General features: G+C 69.2%; 23 protein-coding genes. 7 read left to right on the top strand and 16 right to left on the bottom strand.

The genetic code is table 11. The features are described 5' to 3' along the window. Positions 1–34: 34 nt before the first annotated feature. The 3 genes from H7I57_RS06950 to H7I57_RS06940 all read right to left on the bottom strand — a co-directional run bounded on the left by H7I57_RS06950 (position 35) and on the right by H7I57_RS06940 (position 2,382). On the bottom strand, positions 35–391 hold the full coding sequence (locus H7I57_RS06950; RefSeq protein WP_264022640.1) for a hypothetical protein: 357 nt from the start codon (positions 389–391) through the stop codon (positions 35–37). A gap of 33 nt (positions 392–424) precedes the next feature. After that, positions 425–1,288 carry an EamA family transporter gene (locus H7I57_RS06945; RefSeq protein ID WP_264022639.1) on the bottom strand — a complete coding sequence of 288 codons (864 nt, stop codon included), beginning with the start codon at positions 1,286–1,288 and terminating at the stop codon, positions 425–427. A gap of 230 nt (positions 1,289–1,518) precedes the next feature. Continuing rightward, positions 1,519–2,382 (bottom strand): enoyl-CoA hydratase/isomerase family protein, encoded by an 864-nt coding sequence (locus tag H7I57_RS06940; RefSeq protein WP_264022638.1) that lies wholly within the window; start codon positions 2,380–2,382, stop codon positions 1,519–1,521. Positions 2,383–2,422: 40 nt separating this feature from the next. On the opposite strand from H7I57_RS06940, the gene H7I57_RS06935 reads away from it, so the two are divergent. The 5 genes from H7I57_RS06935 to H7I57_RS06915 all read left to right on the top strand — a co-directional run bounded on the left by H7I57_RS06935 (position 2,423) and on the right by H7I57_RS06915 (position 6,700). Next, positions 2,423–3,358: a LysR family transcriptional regulator gene (locus H7I57_RS06935; RefSeq protein WP_264022637.1), complete on the top strand. Its 936-nt coding sequence runs from the start codon at positions 2,423–2,425 to the stop codon at positions 3,356–3,358. A 79-nt stretch (positions 3,359–3,437) separates the two neighbouring features. After that, positions 3,438–4,355 (top strand): DoxX family protein, encoded by a 918-nt coding sequence (locus H7I57_RS06930; RefSeq protein WP_264022636.1) that lies wholly within the window; start codon positions 3,438–3,440, stop codon positions 4,353–4,355. 107 nt (positions 4,356–4,462) lie between these two features. After that, on the top strand, positions 4,463–4,969 hold the full coding sequence (locus H7I57_RS06925) for an RDD family protein (protein ID WP_264022635.1): 507 nt from the start codon (positions 4,463–4,465) through the stop codon (positions 4,967–4,969). A 97-nt stretch (positions 4,970–5,066) separates the two neighbouring features. Beyond that, entirely contained in the window at positions 5,067–5,792 is a 726-nt protein-coding gene (locus H7I57_RS06920; protein ID WP_264022634.1) for a FadR/GntR family transcriptional regulator, read from the top strand. 23 nt (positions 5,793–5,815) lie between these two features. Continuing rightward, positions 5,816–6,700, top strand: coding sequence for an SCO6745 family protein (locus tag H7I57_RS06915; RefSeq protein ID WP_264022633.1), 885 nt, complete (start codon positions 5,816–5,818; stop codon positions 6,698–6,700). A 3-nt stretch (positions 6,701–6,703) separates the two neighbouring features. Here the strand turns inward: H7I57_RS06915 and H7I57_RS06910 are convergent, their stop codons facing one another. The 3 genes from H7I57_RS06910 to H7I57_RS06900 are packed head-to-tail and all read right to left on the bottom strand — an operon-like array spanning position 6,704 to position 10,610. Next, positions 6,704–7,030, bottom strand: coding sequence for a YnfA family protein (locus H7I57_RS06910; RefSeq protein ID WP_264022632.1), 327 nt, complete (start codon positions 7,028–7,030; stop codon positions 6,704–6,706). Positions 7,031–7,035: 5 nt separating this feature from the next. Then, complete coding sequence (locus tag H7I57_RS06905) at positions 7,036–9,039, bottom strand: primary-amine oxidase (RefSeq protein WP_264022631.1); 2,004 nt, start codon at positions 9,037–9,039, stop codon at positions 7,036–7,038. A gap of 59 nt (positions 9,040–9,098) precedes the next feature. Then, positions 9,099–10,610, bottom strand: a complete 1,512-nt coding sequence (locus tag H7I57_RS06900; RefSeq protein ID WP_264022630.1) for a carboxylesterase/lipase family protein — start codon at positions 10,608–10,610, stop codon at positions 9,099–9,101. Positions 10,611–10,682: 72 nt separating this feature from the next. Between H7I57_RS06900 and H7I57_RS06895 the strand changes: the two genes are divergently transcribed. After that, a complete protein-coding gene (locus H7I57_RS06895; RefSeq protein ID WP_264022629.1) occupies positions 10,683–11,384 on the top strand; it encodes a hypothetical protein in 702 nt (233 codons plus the stop codon). On the opposite strand, the gene H7I57_RS06890 is transcribed toward H7I57_RS06895, so the two are convergent. The 6 genes from H7I57_RS06890 to H7I57_RS06865 all read right to left on the bottom strand — a co-directional run bounded on the left by H7I57_RS06890 (position 11,374) and on the right by H7I57_RS06865 (position 16,036). Further along, a complete protein-coding gene (locus H7I57_RS06890) occupies positions 11,374–12,318 on the bottom strand; it encodes a cation diffusion facilitator family transporter (RefSeq protein ID WP_264022627.1) in 945 nt (314 codons plus the stop codon). The two genes, H7I57_RS06895 and H7I57_RS06890, sit on opposite strands and share 11 nt — an antisense overlap. Beyond that, a complete protein-coding gene (locus tag H7I57_RS06885) occupies positions 12,318–12,701 on the bottom strand; it encodes an ArsR/SmtB family transcription factor (RefSeq protein WP_264022626.1) in 384 nt (127 codons plus the stop codon). Before H7I57_RS06885 ends, H7I57_RS06890 begins: the two co-directional genes overlap by 1 nt. 17 nt (positions 12,702–12,718) lie before the next feature. Next, positions 12,719–13,297: a DUF3159 domain-containing protein gene (locus H7I57_RS06880; RefSeq protein WP_264022625.1), complete on the bottom strand. Its 579-nt coding sequence runs from the start codon at positions 13,295–13,297 to the stop codon at positions 12,719–12,721. Positions 13,298–13,580: 283 nt separating this feature from the next. Continuing rightward, on the bottom strand, positions 13,581–14,291 hold the full coding sequence (locus H7I57_RS06875) for a hypothetical protein (protein WP_264022624.1): 711 nt from the start codon (positions 14,289–14,291) through the stop codon (positions 13,581–13,583). A gap of 79 nt (positions 14,292–14,370) precedes the next feature. Next, positions 14,371–15,618 (bottom strand): alpha/beta hydrolase, encoded by a 1,248-nt coding sequence (locus H7I57_RS06870; RefSeq protein ID WP_372510137.1) that lies wholly within the window; start codon positions 15,616–15,618, stop codon positions 14,371–14,373. A 67-nt stretch (positions 15,619–15,685) separates the two neighbouring features. Then, positions 15,686–16,036 (bottom strand): hypothetical protein, encoded by a 351-nt coding sequence (locus H7I57_RS06865; RefSeq protein WP_264022786.1) that lies wholly within the window; start codon positions 16,034–16,036, stop codon positions 15,686–15,688. 129 nt (positions 16,037–16,165) lie between these two features. Here H7I57_RS06865 and rbpA point away from each other — a divergent pair, with 129 nt between their 5' ends. Beyond that, entirely contained in the window at positions 16,166–16,504 is a 339-nt protein-coding gene (rbpA, locus tag H7I57_RS06860; RefSeq protein WP_264022623.1) for an RNA polymerase-binding protein RbpA, read from the top strand. A gap of 32 nt (positions 16,505–16,536) precedes the next feature. Here the strand turns inward: rbpA and H7I57_RS06855 are convergent, their stop codons facing one another. The 4 genes from H7I57_RS06855 to H7I57_RS06840 are packed head-to-tail and all read right to left on the bottom strand — an operon-like array spanning position 16,537 to position 21,125. Further along, positions 16,537–17,310, bottom strand: coding sequence for a polyprenol monophosphomannose synthase (locus H7I57_RS06855; protein ID WP_264022621.1), 774 nt, complete (start codon positions 17,308–17,310; stop codon positions 16,537–16,539). Continuing rightward, entirely contained in the window at positions 17,307–19,010 is a 1,704-nt protein-coding gene (lnt, locus tag H7I57_RS06850; protein ID WP_264022620.1) for an apolipoprotein N-acyltransferase, read from the bottom strand. Before lnt ends, H7I57_RS06855 begins: the two co-directional genes overlap by 4 nt. Further along, complete coding sequence (locus H7I57_RS06845; protein WP_264022785.1) at positions 19,003–20,571, bottom strand: amidohydrolase; 1,569 nt, start codon at positions 20,569–20,571, stop codon at positions 19,003–19,005. Before H7I57_RS06845 ends, lnt begins: the two co-directional genes overlap by 8 nt. Positions 20,572–20,615: 44 nt before the next feature. Then, positions 20,616–21,125: an FxsA family protein gene (locus H7I57_RS06840; RefSeq protein ID WP_264022619.1), complete on the bottom strand. Its 510-nt coding sequence runs from the start codon at positions 21,123–21,125 to the stop codon at positions 20,616–20,618. Positions 21,126–21,316: the final 191 nt, after the last annotated feature.

The following is a 21,316-nucleotide window of genomic DNA, read 5'->3' as shown; positions in this document are numbered from 1 at the left end:
CACCGCCTCTTATGGCCAAAGGTCCCTCGGGCAGCTAGGACGCGTCGGGATGCACCGTGACCGTCACCCGTCCGCGCTGGTCGCGGCGAGCGACGGCGTGTCCGGCGCGGTCCGTGCCGTCGAAATCGACCAGGGTGATCGGACCACCGTCCTCGGTGAAGTTGCGCCACCAATTCTTGGAATCCGGCGTCATCACCCGAATCACGACGTCGTCACCTGAGCGCCGGTAATTGACCGGCGTCTCGAACGACCCGCCCGACCGGCGGCCGGTGTATCGGATGACCACCATGCTGCGGCGCACCACCAGGCCGAGCACCGGCGCCTTCGTCAGGCGCGACGCGCCCCCGTTGATGACACCGACGATGCGCGAGTTGAGTATTCCGCGAGCCATGAAACCAAAGTAACCGCGCACCGAAGGATGCGCTCAGCCCACTTCGAGCGGCACCGGGGGGCGGGCCCCGGCGCGCGCCGCGCCGGCGCCGGCCGCCACCACGAAACCGATGCCGGCGATCGCGAGAGCGCCGGGGACCTGATGGAGCACAAGCAGGCCGACGACCATCGCCAGCGCAGGTTCGAGGCTCATCAGGGTGCCGAACGCCGCGGTGGTCAACCGGCGGAGCGCAAGCAACTCCAATGCGAACGGCACCACCGGCAGGAGCACCGCCAGGCCGAGACCGATCAGCAGGATCTGCGGGGTCATCCGGTCGATGACCGCGGGGCCGACGGTGAGGGTGGCGATCAACCCGGCGACAGGCATCGACACCGCCAGACCGTTGATCCCGGCCACCTCGTCCCCCACCCGCTGGGTCAGCAGGATGTAACCCGCCCAGCAGCACGCCGCCGCAAGCGCGTACGCGACGCCGACGGGGTCGACCGTGCCGCTCCACGGCTGGGTGAGAAGCACGACTCCCACCGCCGCCGCACCAGGCCACAGCAGGCGACCCCGACCGTGGCCACGGGCGATCGCGACGCCGAGCGGCCCGAGGAATTCCAGCGCGCTCGCCGTACCGAGCGGGATGCGGTCCAACGCCGCCATGAACAACAGCGTGACCGCCGCGGTGACGATGCCGAGAAGCACACACATCAGAAAGCTGCTGCAGATGAAGGCGACACGGCGCGGACGGACGATGACCAGCAGCAGGATCCCCGCCCATGCCAGTCTCAGCCACGCTGCACCCTCGACGCCGATCTCGTCGATCAGCGTGACGGCGATCGCCAGGCCGAACTGGACGCACACCATGGATCCCACCGCCATGAGCGCGCCGGCGCGGGCCTGATCGTTGGTCACCAGCGTATTGAACGGGACCCTGACCATTTCGGTCCACGCGATTATTGCGGACATACCGTTCAGAATTCATGGACGGTAGACGCGGGGCCGTACCCGGGCGGGCCGAGCGGCGTCGCAGGCCCGGGCGGAGCCAGTGGCTGCATTCCCGGCGTGGCCTGCGGCAGCGTTCCCGCCCCGTAACGGCCGAACGCGGACGCTCACCCGATTGCGGCCGGGGGCTTAGCCCCGGCTTAGCCCTTTTCCCCCAAGTCATCCGGATGCTGCGTCGTGATCGCGAACTCCATGTCGGGCAGGGGCTGCCACTGCCGCGACACCGACGTACTCCAGCGCGGCGCGCGGCGCTCGAGAAACGCCGCGACGCCCTCGCGGGCATCGGCCGTGCCCATCACCCGCTGGTGCAACTCGGTCTCGAGGGCGGCGACGTCGCGCGGCCGGTAGCCGCCGATCATGGTGTCCCACAGCAGTCTCTTGCTCAGCGCCGCCGACATCGGGGCGACGTTGACGGCGATGTCGGCCGCCACCGACATCGCGTGGTCGAGGACGTCCGATGCGGGCACGGTGCGGGTCGCGATGCCCATCGCCGCCGCCTCGGCGCCATCGAAGGTCCGCCCGGTCAGCAGGAGGTCGGCGGCGACCGCACCGCCCACCAGATGCGGCAAGGTCCAATGGGACATGCAGTCGGGTATGACACCGCGGCGCACCTGGGCGACCGCGTACTTCGCGTCGGCCGCCATGATCCGGATGTCTGCCTGGAGCGCGATCGTCAGCCCGATGCCGATCGCGTGTCCGTTCACCGCCGCGATGACCGGTGTCCGCAGCTCGAAGGCGGCCGGATCGATCGGCGACGCCGTGAACTCGGCGCGCTCGGCCGCCGCCGCGAAGGGGTGCGTCGGCGCGGCGAAGTCGGCGCCGGCGCAGAACGTCTCCCCCGCACCCGTGAGCACGATCGCCCGCACATCGTCGTCGTCATCACAGCGCCGGTAGGCGCGGCCGAGTTGCTCACCCATCGACGCGGTGTAGGCGTTGCGTCGCTCGGGCCGATCGAGCGTCAACAACGCGACGCCGTCAGCGACGGTGACGGTCAGGTCGGTCATGTCGCGAACTTACCGGCGGCGTGGCGGGCACAATCCTGAAGTGGACACTCGCCGCCTTGAACTGTTGCTGGCTCTGTCGCGGCTCGGGTCGATGCGCGCAGTCGCCGAGGCACACCATCTCACCACGTCGACGGTCTCCCAGCAGATCGCGGCCCTGGCCCGCGACACCGGAACCCAGTTGATCGAGCCCGAAGGTCGCCGTGTGCGGCTGACCCCGGCGGGCCTGCGGCTCGCCGACCATGCCGTCACCATCCTCGCCGCCGTGGACAGCGCACGTCTCGATCTCGACCCAGACGCCGAGCCGGCGGGCACCGTGCGCATCGGCGGTTTCGCCACCGGGATCCGGGTTTCGCTGCTGCCGATCGTGCCCGACCTCGCAGCGCTCTATCCCAGGGTGCAGCTGGTCATCAGCGAGTACGAGCCAGTCGAGGCGTTCGCCCTGCTCACCGCTGACGATCTCGACCTGGCGCTGACCTACGACTACAACCTGGCGCCCGCGTCGCCGGGAACGGTGCTCGACGCGGTCCCGTTGTGGTCGATCCGGTGGGGGCTCGGTGTGCCGGCCGCGCAGGCCGCACATGACATCGCCGCGTTCGCCGATGCGACATGGATCGTCAACTCGCGCAACACCGCCGACGAGACCGCGGTTCGCGCCCTGGCGTCGCTGGCCGGCTTCACGCCGACCATCGGTCACCAGATCGACAGCCTCGATCTCGTCGAGGATCTCATCGTCGGGGGCTTCGGGGTGGGCCTGCTGCCGATCGCCCGGCCCACGGCGGCCGGGGTCACCGTGCTGCCGTTACAGGACCCCGACGTCATCCTCACCGCCTACGCCGTCACCCGGCGCGGCCGCAGCGGCTGGTCACCGCTGCGTGCCGTTCTGGACAGGATGCGCCCGCGCCCCGGCGGGCCACTCGGACGCCCGCAGTGGCCGCGGCCCCGGGCCGCGTCCCCCGAGGACCGCGGCGATGAGTGATGGCAGGGTCGAGGCGGGGGCGTCGTTCTGCTGAAATACGCCGGGTTTGCCGCGCGATGACCCGGGGAACACAGGCCCCATGTTGATCCGACGTGTCGCTCGCCCCATGCTGTCAGCGGTATTCATCTCCCGCGGAGTCGAAGCCCTGCGAAGCCCGAAACCCGCGGCCGATGCCACGCGCCACACACTCGAGGAACTCAGCAAGCTGCCCGACCCGGTCGGTACGAATGTCCCTTCCAACGCCGAGACGGTGGCGCGCGTCAACGCCGCAGTGCAGATCGGCGGCGGCCTGCTCCTGGCGACGGGCAAACTCCCGCGGGTGGCCTCAGCCGCTCTCGCATTGAGCGTGGTGCCGGGTTCGCTTGGCGGACATGCGTTCTGGAACGAGTCTGAGCCGCAGCGCAAGGCCGACGAACGACGCGCCTTCGTCACCGACATCAGCCTGATCGGCGGTCTGATCATCGCCGCCGTCGACACCGAGGGCAAACCCTCACTCGGCTGGCGGGGACGGCGCGCCGCACGAAAGGTGTCCGGTGCCGTGGCGTCGGCACTGCCCGTCGGCGCTGCCACCGGGGGAACACTGACCGACAGCGCGCTCGCCGAGAAGGTGGGCCACGGCCTGCACGTCGGCGCCGAGCGCGGCCGCGACCTCGCTCACGTCGCGCAGGAACGCGGCGGCGAGCTCGCCGAGGTGGCCCGCGAACGCGGCGGCGTGCTGGCCGGCGAATGGGCCGAGGTGGCACGCAAACGCGGAGCCGAGCTGGCTGAAGTCGCCCGCGAACGGGGCGGCGAACTGGCGGTGGCCGCCCGGGGACGCGGCTCCGAGCTTGCCGAGGTCGCCCGCGATCGTGCCCCTGAGCTCGCGGAGGCAGCACGCGGACGCAGCACCGAGTTGGCGGAGCTGGCTCGCGAGCGGGCGGAGTTGGCGCGCGTGCGCGCCGCCGCACTCGCCGACACCGCGGAGGCCGAGGTCAAGAAGAAGCACCGCAGGCGCTGATCGCCGGGTCACGCTTTCGTCGCTGCGGGTCATATCCCTTCCGTGGCATCGGGTCACTCGGTACGGTGAGGTCGCATCGCTGACTTCGCACAAGAGAGCGGACCGACATGACGAGCGACTACCCACCCCCGCCCCCGCCTCAGCAACCCGGCCAGTACGGGTACCCGGGGTCCTATCCGCCTCCATGGGGCGGTGTCGTGCCGGGCGGGCTCGGTCTGCGCTTCGCGGCGCGGATAATCGACGGCCTGATCGTCGGCATCGTCGGCGGCATCATCGTGTACGCGATCGGCCTGGCATCCAACGTCTGGATCACCGGTCTGTTCACCGGCGTGATCACCTTCGCCTACTACGTGGGCATGGAGGTGACGCAGGGATGGACGCTGGGCAAGAAGCTGCTGGGCCTGAGTGTGCGCGGACCCGGTGGAGCGGCCAAGCCGACGGTCCAGCAGTCGGCCATCCGTAACTCGTGGACGCTGCTGCCGATAGTGCCGTTCATCGGCGGCCTGCTCGGTGTCGTCGCCATCGTGGTCATCGCGGTGACCATCAACGGCAGCCCCACCAAGCAGGGCAAGCACGACGAATTCGCCGGCGGAACGCAGGTCGTCAAGGGCTGAGCGCCCCGGGCCGCCGGCCAAAGATCATACGATTGCAACTCGGTCACGGAAACATCGGTTTTATCGTGGCCAGCAAACGCTATGACAAGATGTATGGGTGCAACCGGAACCGCAAGTCGGCGCTCTGCACAACAGCCTGCTGACTGCGCTGGGCACGGCCATCGTGTCCGGCGAGTACCCGGCCGGGCAGGTGATCACGCTCGAAGGTGTCAGCGCCGAACACGGCATGTCCCGCAGCGTCGCACGTGAAGCGATCCGGGTGCTCGAGTCGATGGGCATGGTGGCGTCCCGCCGCCGGGTGGGCATCACGATCCAGCCGGCACACCAGTGGAATGTGTTCGACCCCAGGCTGATTCGGTGGCGCCTGGAGTCGGGAGACCGTGCCGGCCTGCTGCTGTCACTTTCCGAACTCCGCAAGGGGTTCGAGCCCGCCGCCGCGGCGCTGGCGGCGCGGCGGGCAGATCCGCAGCACTGCCGAGTCATGGCGGCGGCGGTGTCGGACATGGTGGTGCACGGCCGCTCGGGAAATCTCGAGGCATACCTGCTCGCCGACAAGATCTTTCACCGCACGCTCCTCGAGGCCAGCGGCAACGAGATGTTCAGGGCGCTCAACGGTGTGGTGGCCGAGGTGCTCAGCGGCCGAACCCATCACGGCATGATGCCTGCCACGCCGAACCCGGTGGCCATCGAACTGCACGACGAGGTGGCACGCGCGATCCGGTTGGGGGACGAGGCGGGTGCGGAACGGGCGATGCGCGCGATCATCGACGAGGCAGCTGCGGCGGTGGCCGAGGACACGGAGCGACCCACGCAGAACCCCTGATCCCTGCATGATTGACTGCGAAGGTGGACAGATCCCCCATCCTCGCCCGGCGCCTCTTCGACCGCATCGAACCCGTTCACGCCGTCACCTACTTCGCACCGGAAGCGCGATCGGAACTCGACGCGCTCGGCTACCGGGGGTTCTGGATGGGTTATTTCGCCGCCCGCTCGGCTCCGTTCGGGGTGGTGCCCGCCGACGTCGTCTCCGCCGCGTTCTACAACTTCACCCCCGAACGCGTCGCCAAGGCTCTGCCCGGCGCGTGGGACATCGCCGCGCCGTCTGACGCCCTGCGGGTGCGGGAGCAGTCAGCCGTAGCGGCGCTGCGCCGCTACGGAGTGACCGACGAGGACGCCGATGGAGCCGCCGAGCTCGCGGCGAAGGCCGCACGGAGCGCCGATATCGGCGGCCGTGCCCTGTTCGCCGCCAACCGGGCGCTGGAATGGCCGCGACAACCGCTCGCCCGGCTGTGGCACGCGGCCACCCTGCTGAGGGAACACCGCGGTGACGGTCATGTCGCGGTGCTCATGACCGAGGGGGTGTCCGGGCGCGAATGCAACGTGCTGCACGCGGCGGCCGGCCGGGTTCCCGAGGCGATGATCAAACGCAGCCGCGACTATGACGATGCGCAGTGGGACCACCATCGTGGGGCGCTGCAGCGTCGAGGGCTTCTCGACGCCGCGGGCGCACTCACCCACGCGGGCCGGGAGCTCAAGCAACGCATCGAGGACGTCACCGACAGGCTCGCCCTGCGGGTGCTCGACGTACTCGGCGACGACGAGGTGGAGACCCTCTTCCGCGTCCTGACGCCGATCACCAGGAAAGTGGTGGCCGGAGGCGACGTTCCCGCAGGCACGCCGATGGGCCTGAGCCGTGACGATCTCGACGACGACAGCGCCCGCCTCGGCTGAGGCTCACCGTGGGCCGTACATGATCAGCCCGACGCCGACCAGGGACACCGCCGCACCGAGGACGTCCCAGCGGTCCGGCCGGAAGCCGTCGGCCACCATCCCCCAGAGCAGCGATCCGGCGATGAAGACCCCGCCGTAGGCGGCCAGCACCCTGCCGAAGTGCGCGTCCGGCTGAAACGCCGCGACGAATCCGTAAGCGCCCAGCGCCATGACCCCCGCGCCCACCCACAACCAGCCGCGGTGCTCGCGGACACCCTGCCAAACCAGCCAGGCACCCCCGATCTCGAGGATCGCGGCGAGCGCGAACAGCAATACCGATTTGACGACCATGGGTGTCAGTGGTGCGTGCTGGTCGTCGGCGTGTGGCAGGAATCCGGCGGTGTGGCAACGACATCGAGTGCGGGGTTACGGTCGAAGAACCCGAAGGGCTTGAGCCAGAACGACACGACGTCGACCGGCATCACCGGCCAGTCCTCCGGCCTGGTGATGTGATGGATTCCGAACACGTACCACAGCACGACGTCGGTGTTGTCGATGGACCGGTCGGCTTCCGTCCACCGGCCCAGTCCGGTGTCCCGAAGCGACTGGTTGACGAACTGCCCTGCAGGCCAACGTTCGTCGGGCCTGTTCGGGGTGACCCACAGCGTGTGGCCGATGACATGGGCGCGTTCGAGCACCGGTGAACCGGGTTCGAACATCGGTGGAATGGCGCCACCGGGTATCAGTTTGTAGGAGGGATGGGCGCCCAGACCGGTGACGACGTTGGTGTTGACGATCTTCCACGCGCGCTGCGTCGCGAAGTTCACGTCCTGCTTGGCCTCGCCCTCGGAGCGCAGTGCGGTGTTACTCACCACCATCGACAGCCCATGCGGGTTGTCGGGGCCGATGGGCTCGGCGAAGGACTCCGACACGTACACCGTGTTGTCGCTACCGTCGATGTCCATGTCGAGCCTGGCGATCAGGAAGTGTTGGTGGAACGGGGCGTACGTGCGCTCGTCGACCAGCGTGCCGTTGGGATTGGCCGCCCCCGGCGGCAGCGGCGTGGTCACCATGATGCCGGTGGCGCGAACCTCGCATTCGATGTTGCCGTCCTGATACAGCCGCCAGTAGACCAGGTACTCGTAGTTGGCGACCGTGACGTGGAACGACAGAGTGAGCCGGCGCATGCGGCGCACCTCGGCGCCGGTGTCGTGGTCGACGTGCTTCCACAGCACGGCGTTGTCCTCCTCGTGGATGCAGATCGCGTCGGTGATGGTGTAGGGCTCCCCCTTGCTGTCGTGCAGAACCGCGTCGAGATAACGGATCTCGCCCAGACAGTCGCATCCGAGCTCCAGCGAGGTCGTCATGAATCCCAGACCCCACTCGCCGATGTCGAAGGCGGTGCGCCGGTAGTGGTCCGGCGACGGATCACGGTAGGGCACCACCATCTCCGCGAACGACATCCGGTGCGCGACAGACCTGGCGCGGCCACCGTCGCGGTAGCGCACAGTGTGAAGCGTCATCCCCTCGCGGTGGTTGAACCCGACCCGCAGGGACCAGTTCTGCCAGCGCACCAGGTTGCCGTCGACGGTGAACGACGGGCCCTCCGGCTGGCTGATCTGCAGCGGCTTGAGAGGTTCTCGACGTGTCGCCCCGCGGATGCGCTCGGGGATGTGGCCCGGCACGTACTCACCCATGACCTCAGGGGCCGACACCCCACCGGCGGCGAACGGACCGTCGTCTTCGACCCGCAGCAGTTGCATCGTGTTCAGGTCGACGACGCAGTGCAGGCCACTGAGCAACCGGGCGTACGGGTTGGCTCCCGGCGCGGCCTTGACCCAGCTGTCCGACCAGCCGATCCTTCGGTCCCGGAACTCGGGCGGAGCCACCGCCGCCCCGTAGGTCCAGGTGTCGAAGAACACCAGATCCACGTCGGTGATCCCCCGGCCGGCCAACGCGGCGACGACGTCGGGGTGCGACCGCAACAACTGATCGCACTCCAGGAACTCGTCGACGGTGAAGTTCGCCTGCACGCCGGGGATCTGCTCGAACACCTCGACCCGCTCGTCGGTCAGTGACACCACGCCTTTGTAGGTGGCGTTGTCGGTCCGGTTGAAGCAGATGACCTCCGCCCGGCGCGGCGGCCGCGGTCCACCGCCCTCGAACGCGGCAAGTTCGATCTTGGACGGTTCGGTCAGCTCGATCGAAGCGAAGCGCCACCCCAGATCGCCCGCGGTCGCGGGCGCCGCCGCCACGCCGTACTCGCGGCGCAGGATCGATGCGACCGTGGTGAATTCGGCGGCGCTGAGCGGGTCGAGGGGGAACTCATCCCCCCGCTGCGGATCACTGGGCTGCGACACGCGCTAACGCAATCACATCCCCCGGCGGGTGGCACAGCGATTGGCCAAGCCGGTCGGCGTCAGCGAGCCGCAACGAAGAAGTCCTCCCAGGCCATCCGACGCTCGGCATGCGGATCGTGCTCGACGCGGCGACGGCGGTCGAGCACCAGGACCGCACGCCTGTCGCGACGGTACTGCGGCCAGTCGTGGCCCGGCGCCCCGTTCTCCGCGAAGTTCAGCCATCGTCTCTGGACGTCGTCGGACACCTTCAGAGCCGTCCGCGAATCGATACCCGCGGCTAGCAGTCTGCCGAACCGAGACCGGTACACGTCGAATATCGCGAGGAGTTCGGTGGCATGGGTGGCGCCCATGCCGGACCAGCGCAGCGCCCGTGTCGCGTAGTCGTAGCGGTACACATGCGTCGGGGCATGCGCCGAGTGGGCCTGGGCGATCTGCCACACCGCGGATCCGAAGATGAAGTCGCCGCCGAACCGCACACACTCGTCCGGGTGCGGGTACTCGGGGTAGGCGGCCAGAATCCGTTCACGCGCATCGGGTTCCACGTGTGCGAGCAACCGCTCGATGGCCTTCTCATTGGTGGGCAGCAACTTCAGGAAACGGGTGAACAGGCGCCCCTCGTCGGCGTTGGTGCCGACGATGAGCGGCACGCGGTGGGCGTTGCCGCTGTGCATCGCCTCGATGGGATCCTCGGGCAGGTAGGGGGTCCCGTACGTCGGCCCGATCGCGAAAGCGCCGACCATGTCGCGCTGCCCCTCGACGACGAGCCGGTCGAGCGCGTCGACGAGTTCGGCCGGCCGCACGGTCATCAGCGTGCGCGCCGCCTCATGTCCCTTCGCTCCGAACTGTCTGGCGAACCGTGCGGCGTAGTCGGCGGCGATGTCGGCGCTGCTGATCATTCCGCTACCCGGGCTCTGCGAGATTGCCTGCGCGAATAGACCTTTGGCGTCTGGGGTGGCCATCAGTGTGGCGACGGCGTGCGCACCGGCGCTTTCGCCGAAGATCGTCACATTGTCCGGGTCACCGCCGAACGCCGCCACGTTGTCACGCACCCAGCGCAGCGCCATCACGAGATCGCGCAGGAACAGATTGTCGTCGATGGTGACGTCGGCGCTCGACAACGAGGACAGCTCCAGGCACCCCAGCGCCCCGAGCCGGTAGTTGACCGAGATGTAGACGCATCCCTTGCGGGCCAGTGACGCACCGTCGTAGATCGGCGTCGCCGAGCTGCCCAGCATGTATCCGCCACCATGGATGAAGACCATGACGGGCAGCGCGTCGCCGGCCGAGGCGCGCTTCGGCGCGACCACGTTGAGTGTCAGACAGTCCTCGCTCATCGGCTGGTACTTACCGGGCGCCAGCATCGTGTACATACGCTGCTGCGGCGCGCACGACCCGAAGCCGTGGCAGTACCGCACGCCGGGCCAGGGCTGCACCGGTTGGGGCGCGCGGTAGCGCAACGGGCCGACCGGTGGGCGAGCGTACGGAATCGATCGCCAGCGGTTCACGCCGTCGCGCACGAAACCCTCGACAGTGCCCGAAGCGCTCTTCACCCGAACGGTTTCCTCGTGCATCTGACGACGGTAGCGAACTGTTGCCCGCCCTGCCTGGCCAGGTAATGCGTGTCGGGCCGTTAGCCTGACGGGATGCGAATAGCGGGCCTGATAGCGGTCACTGCGTTGGTGGCGGCCTGCTCGCAGTCGGTGGGCGGCGAGGCCGAACGATCAAGCGCACCGCTGTCGGCGCCGCCGAGCAGCACCACGGCGACAACCGACGTGCCACCGCGACCCTCCCCCGCGGCGGGCGCACCGCCGGGCGAGGGCGCTCCGATCGACGAGGTGATCGCGTGGACCGAGGCGGGCTCGCCCGCCGACCCGGACGCGTATCACGAGGCCTACCTCGACGGCGTCACCACCAGGCTCGGTGACGACATCGCGTTCACCGCACCTTCCGGGGCCTCTGGCGGCACGACCCAGTGCATCACCGATGAGGCCTTCAGCAGCGGCGGCCTGATCTGTCTGCTCGATATCGACGCCCCCGCGCCCCGCCCCGAGGGGGTCGAGGGCGAGTGGAAAGCGGGCTGGATCGATTACCCCGGGGCCAGCATGCAGGTGGGCTCCCTGCACGGAGATCCCGGCCCGTTCGTCAAGGGCATCGGCGCACGCCTCACCGAAGGCCAGTCGCTGGCATTCGGTGACTACCGGTGCCGCAGTGACGCCGCGGGCCTGCTCTGTGTGAACTACGCGCATCGCACCGCGGCGTGGATCAGCGCCGCCGCGGTCGTGCCGTTCGGCTGCCTGCAGCCGGTGACCCCTGCGCAGGGGGCTGGGCCCACGTTCAGCTGCTGAGCGCGGACTCATGGCCCGGGTAGGCGTGGACGACTGCTGAGGCCAGCTTCGGAATGGCGTGTGCGAGTTCGTGTTCGGCGTCGTGTGCCACCGAGTGTGCGTCGCGGAGACTCAGTTCCGGGTCGATGTCGAGTTCAGCGTCCGCCTCGAGCCGATGGCCTACCCAGCGCATCCTGACCCGCCGGACGGACCGGACCCCGGGCCGTCCGGCCAATACGCACCGGGCGGTCTCGACGAGGCCGGGGTCGACACGGTCGAGCAACCTTCCGAACACGTCGCGGGCGGCGGCCACGAGCACGATGCCGATGGCACCGGCGATGAGCAACCCGATGATCGGGTCGGCGGCGGGGAACCCCATCGCGGTGCCGGCTGCTCCGCCGACCACGGCCAGCGACGTCAGTCCGTCGGCGCGAGCGTGCATCCCGTCGGCCCGAAGCGCGGCTGAACCGATGCGCTTCCCGACGCGGATGCGGTACAGGGCGACCGCTTCGTTCCCGATGAACCCGATCACCCCGGCGGCTGCCACCCATGCCAGATGCGTCAACGGGACGGGATCGATCAGCCGACGGACGGATTCGACGGCGGCGACCACCGCGGACAGCGCGATCATCGCGAGGACGAACAGGCCGGCGAGGTCCTCGACCCGGCCGAAACCATAGGTGTACCGCGACGTCGCCGCGCGTCGGCTCATGGCGAACGCGATCCACAGCGGGACGGCGGTCAGCGCGTCGGAGAAGTTGTGCACGGTGTCGGCGAAGAGCGCAACCGAACCCGACACCGCGACGATGGCCAGCTGCGCGACCGCGGTGACGCCGAGGATGACGAGGCTGGTCTTGACGGCGCGGATACCGTGCCGACTGTCACGCAGGGCGGCATCGACACGATCGGCATGGTCATGGCTGTGCGGAGTCCGGTGATGGTGATGGTCGCTCATCAGCCCAGGACCTCGTCGTGCAGCACCCGCAGCGTGCCGCCGTCCAGGTGATGGGCGGGGGCGCCGCCGGCATGTTCGGCGTTGTACACGGCGTCGGTGACGAGCTGGCGGACATGGTCGTTCTCGAGTCGGTAGAACACCTGCGTGCCCTCGCGCCGGGTGCGCACCAGCCGGGCCATCCGCAGTTTCGCCAGGTGCTGGGACACCGACGGTGCCGGCTTCTTCACGTGTGCGGCCAGGTCGTTGACCGACAGCTCGCGATCGGCGAGAGCCCACAGCAGCTGCACGCGAGTGGCGTCGGCGAGCATCCGGAAGACCTCGACGACGAGATCGGCCTGTTCGTCCGCCAGCCTCCGGGAGCAGAGTTCGTTATCTGCATTCATACGCAGATAGTAGCGCTTCAGGCGGCTTCGGGGCGCGCCTGCTCCTTCGCCCTCTGGGGGTATGTCTGCGTCATGCCGATCGCACCGACAATCACCACCACCGGGATCACGGCCTTGGTCCAGTGGACCGTCGACGGCGACGCGACGGCGACGTAGCCGAGGACCGCGATGAGCGCGAACACCAACGCCCACATCAGCGTCAGAACCTGGTTGGTGCGACGGAACGCCGCTTCCTCCCACTCCTCGCGCGGCGCGGACGGCGGGGCGTACTGCGCAGTGAACGGGACGAATGCCAACGAACCCAGCGCCATCAGCGCCAGGGCGCCACTGGACAGCGCGGTTGCGTAGGTGTCCATCCAGTCGCGGTCCGCAGCGCCCACGACCATCCCCGCGATCGTCACGCCCGTGAAGAACACCACCGTGACGATGTCAAGCAGTCGCAGCCCACCGAAGCCGGCGGAAACCCCCATGATCAGTGTGGCGATCACCGCGCAGACCGCCCCGAACATCCATGTGCTCGGTCCGTCGGCGACGACCCAGTAGATGATCCACGGGACGAACCCGACGAACGGACTGCGTTCGAACCATTCCTCCACGCCTCAGCTTTACCGTCAATCGTGCGGTCAGGCGACCCCTTTGCGTTTCAGGATGGGCAACACGACCTCGGCGAACCAAGACGCCTCTTCGAGGTGCGGGTGGCCACAACCCCTGGAGCGCGACGGGGGATGCCAGCCGGATCAGCGCCCGTTTGCGGTGCGCCCAGCCGCCTGTCGCCGCGGTGGGGGCCTGCATCGGTGGCGCGGCCAGGTCGGGGGTCGCTACGACCCCCCGACCGGGCGCGGAAGGTTGTTTGGTTCGCCGTGAGACGAACCCGGCGCCTCAGCCCAGCCGGAACGTGCCGGTGACCAGCGTCGGTGACACCGGCACTCCGTTGATGCTCGACTGCGGCCTGCCCTGCGGGAATTCGATCGGCCCCGCAGGTCCGAGCCTGCGCTTGTTGCGGACTTCGTCGCGGACCTGGAAGTCGGTCAGTCCGTCCAGATTGAACGGGTCGAAGTTGCGCTCGCCTTCGGGAAACCCGCTGAACTGAACTCCCGTCGCCGTCCCGTCGGGGCGCACCACCCAGGAGGCGCGGACGCCGTCGGACTCGGCGGTGTACATGCCGGCCACGCCGGACACCGCGTTGGCGGTGAAGTCGTAGTCGACCTCGTTCATCGTGACCTCACCGCTCACGGTGTCCCCGTCGACGAACTCGGCCTGCAGGGTGTCGCGGAACCTGGATTTGACGTCGATCTTGCCGTCGGTCTGGTTGCCGAAGAACCACGCCTCGTCGTCGGTTCCGTTGCATGCGTACGCGGCGATCTCGGCGCCGTCGACGCTGATGCCGATCGTCATCGTCTTGCCGTCGGCGGCGACCATGTCGGCCATGTATCGCGCCGATTCGGGCACCCGCGCCTCGGCCGACGTCGTCGGCGCGGGCTGCGACGGTGATGTCGCCTCGGTCGATGAGCCGCCGGAGCAGCCGGACAATGTGCCCAACGCGACGAACGCGCTGATCCCCACGAGCAGTGGTCGGGTGTGTTTTCTCATGTGAGCAGCATGGACGCGGGCGCAGGTCGGTGCATGAAGATTGCGTGGAGATTGTGTGGAGATCGACCGTGCGGCCGGCTCAGCCCGCCAGGAAGGCCTCGACCTCGTCACAGAACACGCGCCACGCCGGCTCGGTGGCCGTCAGCAGGTGATTGTTGCTCGACAGCGCCACCAGGTGCGAATCCGGGATCAGCGCCGCCAACTCCTCGCCGTAGCGCATCGGGACACGGTGGTCGTCGCGGGAGTGCAGGATCAACGTCGGGCACTGCACCTGGCCGGCCTGATCACGAACATCGATGCGCGCGAACTGTTCCAGGAACCGCACCGCGTTCTCCGGGGACGTGGTGCGCCGCTGCAACTGGTCGAAGGCCGCCCACTCCGCGCGGGTGCCGTCGGGCAGGAACTGGGCGGCGAACACCTGCCGGAACGCCGGGTCGTCGCGCCCCCAGCCGACCCGTGCCAGCTCGAGATCAAGTGCGGCAGCACGCTTTTCATCGTCGGTCAACGCCCGCACCAAGCGGCCGCGCGCGTAGGCCCCCGACAGCACCAGCCGGGACACCCGCTCCGGATGGCGGGCCGCGTACGCGACTGCCACCGCACCGCCCTGGGACACACCCAGCAGCGGGAACCGCTCCAACCCGAGCGCCTCGACCACCGATTCCAGGTCGGCGACCCAGTCTTCGAACGTGAAATCCGCGGCGTCCCAATCCGAAAGCCCGCAGCCGCGCTCGTCGTAGCGAATGAACTTGTGGTGCATCGACATATCGCGCACCCAGTGTCGCCACACCGGGCTCTCGGTGTCGTAGCCGAGATGTGTCATCCAGTTCGCCGCACGCACCAGCGGGGGGCCGTCGCCCGCGACGGCATAGGCGAGACGCACACCGTCGGCCGCACGGCAGAACGCGATGTGCTGGCGCGGCAGTTCGGGTTCGGGCGTCGCGGGCGCCTCCTGCACCTGCTGCGCCTGTTGCGGTTCCGTGCGCAGGGTGCCGACGAACTGGTAGCCGCGCCCGCGCACGGTGCGGATGTAGCGCTGGGACTCGCCGTCGTCGCCGAGTGCGCGCCTGGCGGCTTTGATGCGGCTCGTCAGTGCCGCCTCCCCGACGAACCGGCCGCCCCAGACGCTGTCGAACAGTTCCTCCTTGCTGAGGAACCGCTCGTGGTTGGTGATCAACTGGGTCAGCACGTCGAACACCTGGGGCTCGACCCGGATCACGGTCTGACCGGAACGCAGCTCGTAGCGGGCGGTGTCGAGGGTGAAGTCGTCCCACCGCCACACCGACGGCGAGGACGGGGATGACGACGGGGATGACTCAGCGCTGGACACAAGTCACCAGAACCCTCGAAGACCGTAGAAGGCGGACAGATCGCGCTAAGCGTACCGCCGACCGGCGCTACCGCCAGCCGTCTGCAGCCAGGGCCACCTGCATCAGCGCGTCGCAGAGTTCGCGGAGCTCGTCGCGGTCCGCGCCTTCCTCGATCGCGGTCGCCATGTCCTCGGCGGCGCACCTGACCTGATACACCCGGTCGGACAGTTGGGCGGCCTCCTCTGCGGTGAGGACCACCGCGTCGTCCGGCACGGCCGTGCCTCTCATCAGGGCGCGCTGCTCGTAGGCGCGCTGGCGGCAGGATTGCCTGCAGTATTGCCTGCGTCTGCCCAGTCCGGTGGCGGCGACGTCGCGGCCGCACCACCGGCAGCTCTGGGGCCGCGTCCGGGTAGCGCTGGGCGGTGCCTGAGGCGTCACAGCGGTCACGAGCCGACTGTAAACCGCGGGCCGTCCCGATCCCGGTAGCATGGGGGGTCGCGTCGGGAACTCTACGAGGGACCTCTGCGTTGAAACCCCGGACGAATTGCGTTTATTGAGGAGTTGACGATGGCTGATCGTGTCTTGAGAGGCAGCCGCCTCGGAGCCGTGAGCTACGAGACGGACCGCAACCACGACTTGGCGCCGCGTCAGGTCGCCCGCTACCGCACCGACAACGGCGAGGAGTTCGACGTTCCGTTCGCCGACGACGCCGAGATTCCCGGCACCTGGCTGTGCCGCAACGGTCTGGAAGGCACCCTGATCGAGGGCGACGTCCCGGAACCGAAGAAGGTCAAGCCGCCGCGCACCCACTGGGACATGCTGTTGGAGCGGCGTTCGGTCGAGGAACTCGACGAGTTGCTCAAGGAGCGGCTCGACATCATCAAGACGCGCCGCCGCGGCAGCTGACCGCCGCCGGCCCTGGGTTCAGCTGCGCCCGGTCAACGGGCTGAGCCGCGTGCCCTGTCGATACGGGCCCGCACGCCCCACTGCGCGACCTTGACGATCGCCTCCCGGATGGTGGACCCATCCATCTTCGAGACTCCGTGCTCGCGTTCGGCGAACGTGATCGGCACCTCGACGACGGTGAATCCGGCGTTGATCGAGCGCCACGTCAGGTCCACCTGGAATCCGTAGCCCTTCGAATCGACCGCGGCGAGATCGATCTTCTCCAGCACTTCGCGTCGGTAGGCGCGGTAGCCGGCGGTGATGTCGTGGATGTCGACGCCGAGCAGGATGCGCGAGTACCCGTTCGCGGTGCGGGACAGGACGAGCCGGCGCCGCGGCCAGTTGCGCACTGCGCCGCCGTCGACATAGCGCGAGCCGATCACCACGTCCGCGCCTGCGTCGATGGCGTCCAGAAGGCGGTGCAGCTCCTCGGGCGCGTGGCTGCCGTCGGCATCCATCTCGACCAGCACCGAGTACTCGCGGTTCAGACCCCACGCGAAGCCCGCGAGGTACGCCGCGCCGAGGCCTTCCTTCGAAGTTCGGTGCATCACGTGGACGCGGTCCGGGTCGGCGAAGGCGAGCTCGTCGGCGAGCTCCCCGGTGCCGTCGGGGCTGCCGTCGTCGACGATGAGGACGTGGACGTCGGGCGCCGCCGCGTGCACCCGGCCAACGATGAGCGGGATGTTCTCGCGCTCGTTGTAGGTGGGGATGATGACCAGCGTGCGGTCGCTGGGACGCTCAGCGGGCATGCCACCGGAGGCGCTCATGTGGCTCCTTTGCCGTCGTCGGTCGTCGATCGCCGACCCCTCGATCTTGCGGGCACGAATGATCCATTGTGCAGTATCGCGCCGAGCAGACCCGCGAGACCGATGCCGACGAGGACGGCCTCGACGATCGGGCCGAAGCGGGTGGCCGGTGTCAGTGCGGTCTTCAGGCGGATCTGCTGGTCGAGGTAGGCCGGCTCGAAGAACCCGGTGCGGGCCAGCTCGCGACCGTCGGGAGCGATGACGGCGCTGATCCCGACGGTGCCGGCGACGACCACATAACGGTCGTGCTCGACCGCGCGCAGCCTGCCGAACGCCAGCTGCTGCTCGCTCATCGCCTCGTCGAAGGTGGCGTTGTTGGACGGCACCGACAAGACCTGGGCGCCGTTGCGCACCGATTCCCGCGCCGCGCGGTCGAAGATGACCTCCCAGCAGGTGGTGATTCCGACCGGCACACCGGCGGCGCGCACCACACCGCTGCCCTGACCCGGGATGAAATAGCCGGCCCGGTCCGCGTAGGGCGACAGGCGACTGAAGAAGCTTCTGAAAGGCAGGTACTCCCCGAAAGGCTGCACGATCTGCTTGTCGTGGCGGTCCGCCGGTCCGGTCTCGGGGTTCCAGACGATCACCGAGTTGGTCGACACCGGGTTGTCCCTCGAGTGACCCGGGGCGGCGACCACACCGCCGACCAGGATGGGCGCGTCGATCGCCGCGGCAGCAGTCGCGATCTGCTGGCCGGCATCCGGATTGACCAACGGGTCGATGTCCGAGGAGTTCTCCGGCCAGATGACGAACATCGGTTGCGGTGCGCGGCCCGCCCGCACGTCCTCGGCCAGCCGCAACGTCTCGCGCACGTGGTTGTCGAGGACCGCGCGCCGTTGGGCGTTGAACTCCAGGCCCAGGCGCGGCACATTGCCCTGCACCGCCGCGACCGTGACCAGCGGGTCGTCGCCTGCGCCCGCACCGGCCTTGCGGACGTCGGGCCACGCGAGCGCCGTCGACAACAGCACCAGGCTGATGCACAGGCCGGGAAGCACGACCGCGGGCGGCGCAGCGGCGCGGGCCGCGGCATCACCCCGCCACCAACGGATGACCTCCAAGGTCATCGCCGCCACGCTGAACCCGAGCAACACCACCGCGAACGACACCAGCGGCGCCCCCCCGAGGGAGGCCAGCGGCAGCACCGGGCTTTCGGTCTGGGAGAACCCCACCACACCCCACGGGAAGCCGCCGAAAGGCACCGTCGCCTTGAGCCACTCCTGGGCCGACCACAGTCCCGCGAACCACAGCGGCCAGCCGGGTAGCCGGCGAACGAGCGCCGCGACCAGTCCGAACAGCGCCGGGAACAGCGCTTCGGTCAAGCTCAGAGCCAGCCACGGCAGCGCTCCGACCAGCCCGCTGATCCACGGCAACAACGGCACGTAGAAGACCAGGCCGAACAGCAGGCCGTAACCCAACCCCCCTGCGGCCGTCGTAGCGGGCCGGGTCAGCACCCAGCCCAGCAGTGCGAACGCCAGGATCGCCGCGTACCACCAGCCGAACGGCGGGAAGCTGACACACAATGCCAGTCCGGCGACGATCGTCACCGACAGCACGGGCAATCGGTCCAGCAGAGCCCGGCCGAGGCGCTCGAGCCGCGACCGCGACGCGGTGTTCGGTCCCGTGGCGTCGCCACGGTCGGATTCGAGGTCGACGTCAGCCATGGATGACCGCACCTCGGTGCACGGTCTGCCGACACCGCGGGAGACGGCCATCGAGGCGGGGCAGCACCGGCACCCGGGAGCGCGGATCGGTGGACCACCGCTGCACCGCGTCGGCGGGGGCGCTGACATCGAACGCATCTTCTCCCCCGAAGGCCTCCCAGATCGCGTAGGAGGCCGGCGCGCCGGGAACGAGGGTGCCCGTCACGCCGTCACGGACCCCGCAGGCGCGCCACGCCCCGCGGGTGGCGGCCGCGAACGCCGCCCGCGCCGAGATGGCGCTGCCGGGAGTGCGGTGTGTCGTCGCCGCGCGGACCGTGGCCCACGGGTTCATGTCGGTCACCGGGGTGTCGGAGCCGAAGGCGAGTGGCACGCCTTGGGATGCTAACAGCGCAAACGGGTTCAACCCACGGGCCCGCTCGACACCGAGGCGTTGCGCGTACATGCCGGTCTCACCGCCCCACAACGCATCGAAGTTGGGTTGCACACCGGCGATGACGCCCCAGCTGCCGAGCTTGGCTGCCTGCTCGGCGGTCACCATCTCCAGGTGCTCCAGGCGGTGGCCCAACGCCGCCACGGCGACCCGGCCGAAGCGCTCCACGACGGTCTCCAGCGCTGCCACCACGGCCGAGACGGCCGCGTCACCGATCACGTGAAAGCCCGCGGTAATGCCCGCCTCGGTGCACGCCGCCAGATGGGCGGTGATCTCGTCGCCGGTCAGGTAGCGGTTGCCGGTCGGCGCCACGCAGCGCTCGGGCGCGTCCGTGTAGGGCTCGTGCAGCCATGCGGTGCGCGAGCCCAGCGCACCGTCGACGAACAGGTCACCGGCCAGCCCGCGGGCGTCGGTGTCCGCGATCAGGTCACGTGCCTGTTCGGCGGTGGTGACGTGTTCACCCCAGTACCCGATGACCTCGACGCCATGGTGGAGGGCGTGGAGTTCGCGCCAGTCGTCAAGGCCGCCGATCTCCGGACCGGCGCACTCGTGGACAGCCGCGATACCCGAGGCGGCTGCCGCATCGAGCGCGGCCTGCCGGGCGTCCCGGCGCTGCCCGGCGGACAGACCGTCGCGGGCGGCCCGGCGCACCAGGTGGTGCGCGTCGGCGGTCAGCGGTCCCTGGTCGTCGAAGCCTGCGGCCCTGTCGAGCCCGGTGGCGCAGCGCCGCAGCGCTGTCGATGCGATCGCCGAGTGCACGTCGACACGGGCCAGATACGCGGGCCGGTCGCCCACGACGGCATCCACATCGGCTCTGCTCGGCGCCGTGCGACCCGGCCATCCCGACTCGTCCCAGCCGTGTGCCCAGATCACGCCGTCGGGATGGGCCCGCGCGAACGCGCCGAGCAGGTCGAGACAGTGCCGCGGCGACGTCGCGTTGCGCAGGTCGAGCCCTGTCAGCGTCAGCCCGGTCGCGGTGATGTGGACATGGCTGTCGACGAACGCCGGGGCGACGAACGCACCGGCGAGGTCGGTCACCTCCGCGTCGGGGAACTGTGCGCGGCCGACGTCGTCGCTGCCGAGCCAGGCGACGACCCCGTCCCGTACCGCCATCGCGGTCGCATCGGGCATGGCCGGGCTGTGCACCCGTCCGTTGAGCAGAAGGGTGGTGGCGGTCACTCCGGAAGTCGGGGCTGGTCGACGGGCGTCACATCGGTGACGTCGGTGACGTCCAGGACCTCCCCGTCGATGTAGTCACCGCGCCCGGGTTGAGGGTCGTAACCCCTCCGGGCGCCCGCCGCGGCACTGCCGACGGTGCTGACACCGACGATCAACGGCGCACGCCGGGCCGCCATCGCGGTGACCATCGGGCGTGCGACCGCACGGGTGGGCGGCAGCAACAGCAGCGCGCCGAGAACGGAGCTGGCCAGGCCTGGTATCACGACGAGCACCGTACCGAGGGCGACGAGCACGCTGTCGGTGACCGCCCCTTGAGCAGTGGACGCGGTCAACCCGGACCGCAGCCGCCGGAAGTGGCGGCGCACCTGTGAGCCTGCCAGCGCGAGGCCGACCAGGAACGTTCCCGCCACCAGCAGCACGGTCCATCCGAAGCCGATCGTCGATGCCAGCGCCACCAGGACGGCCAGTTCGACCACCGCGTAGACCAGGAACAGCCGCATTGCCATAGTCACCCAACGCCCGGGCGGCGCTCCAGGTTCCTACTGCGGGTCCCCTGCTTCCACGGGTCGGACCTCGATGGCGGCGTGCACCTTGTCGAGAGACTGTCAAGTTAACGGTGTAACTGGTTGTCGTAGTGTTACTTTCGGCCTGGAGTGAGTCGTTGCGGGAAGGCGATCTCGAACGCGTTGAGCGGTGC

Source organism: Mycolicibacterium pyrenivorans (assembly GCF_025821625.1).
GTDB classification, from domain to species: Bacteria; Actinomycetota; Actinomycetes; order Mycobacteriales; family Mycobacteriaceae; genus Mycobacterium; species Mycobacterium pyrenivorans.
Note: the sequence above shows the minus strand (reverse complement) of the source record. Positions and strands in the feature narration are given on the sequence as shown.

Excerpts from the sequence above, each read along its gene's own strand:
- H7I57_RS06890 (WP_264022627.1), bottom strand. The coding sequence starts at position 12,318 with ATGAGCGACCATCACCATCACCGGACTCCGCACAGCCATGACCATGCC.
- H7I57_RS06840 (WP_264022619.1), bottom strand. The coding sequence starts at position 21,125 with ATGGCAATGCGGCTGTTCCTGGTCTACGCGGTGGTCGAACTGGCCGTC.
- lnt (WP_264022620.1), bottom strand. The coding sequence starts at position 19,010 with ATGGCTGACGTCGACCTCGAATCCGACCGTGGCGACGCCACGGGACCG.
- H7I57_RS06900 (WP_264022630.1), bottom strand. The coding sequence starts at position 10,610 with ATGCACGAGGAAACCGTTCGGGTGAAGAGCGCTTCGGGCACTGTCGAG.
- rbpA (WP_264022623.1), top strand. The coding sequence starts at position 16,166 with ATGGCTGATCGTGTCTTGAGAGGCAGCCGCCTCGGAGCCGTGAGCTAC.
- H7I57_RS06845 (WP_264022785.1), bottom strand. The coding sequence starts at position 20,571 with ATGCCCGATGCGACCGCGATGGCGGTACGGGACGGGGTCGTCGCCTGG.
- H7I57_RS06885 (WP_264022626.1), bottom strand. The coding sequence starts at position 12,701 with ATGAATGCAGATAACGAACTCTGCTCCCGGAGGCTGGCGGACGAACAG.
- H7I57_RS06930 (WP_264022636.1), top strand. The coding sequence starts at position 3,438 with ATGTTGATCCGACGTGTCGCTCGCCCCATGCTGTCAGCGGTATTCATC.
- H7I57_RS06925 (WP_264022635.1), top strand. The coding sequence starts at position 4,463 with ATGACGAGCGACTACCCACCCCCGCCCCCGCCTCAGCAACCCGGCCAG.
- H7I57_RS06940 (WP_264022638.1), bottom strand. The coding sequence starts at position 2,382 with ATGACCGACCTGACCGTCACCGTCGCTGACGGCGTCGCGTTGTTGACG.
- H7I57_RS06895 (WP_264022629.1), top strand. The coding sequence starts at position 10,683 with ATGCGAATAGCGGGCCTGATAGCGGTCACTGCGTTGGTGGCGGCCTGC.
- H7I57_RS06910 (WP_264022632.1), bottom strand. The coding sequence starts at position 7,030 with ATGGTCGTCAAATCGGTATTGCTGTTCGCGCTCGCCGCGATCCTCGAG.
- H7I57_RS06875 (WP_264022624.1), bottom strand. The coding sequence starts at position 14,291 with ATGAGAAAACACACCCGACCACTGCTCGTGGGGATCAGCGCGTTCGTC.
- H7I57_RS06950 (WP_264022640.1), bottom strand. The coding sequence starts at position 391 with ATGGCTCGCGGAATACTCAACTCGCGCATCGTCGGTGTCATCAACGGG.
- H7I57_RS06855 (WP_264022621.1), bottom strand. The coding sequence starts at position 17,310 with ATGAGCGCCTCCGGTGGCATGCCCGCTGAGCGTCCCAGCGACCGCACG.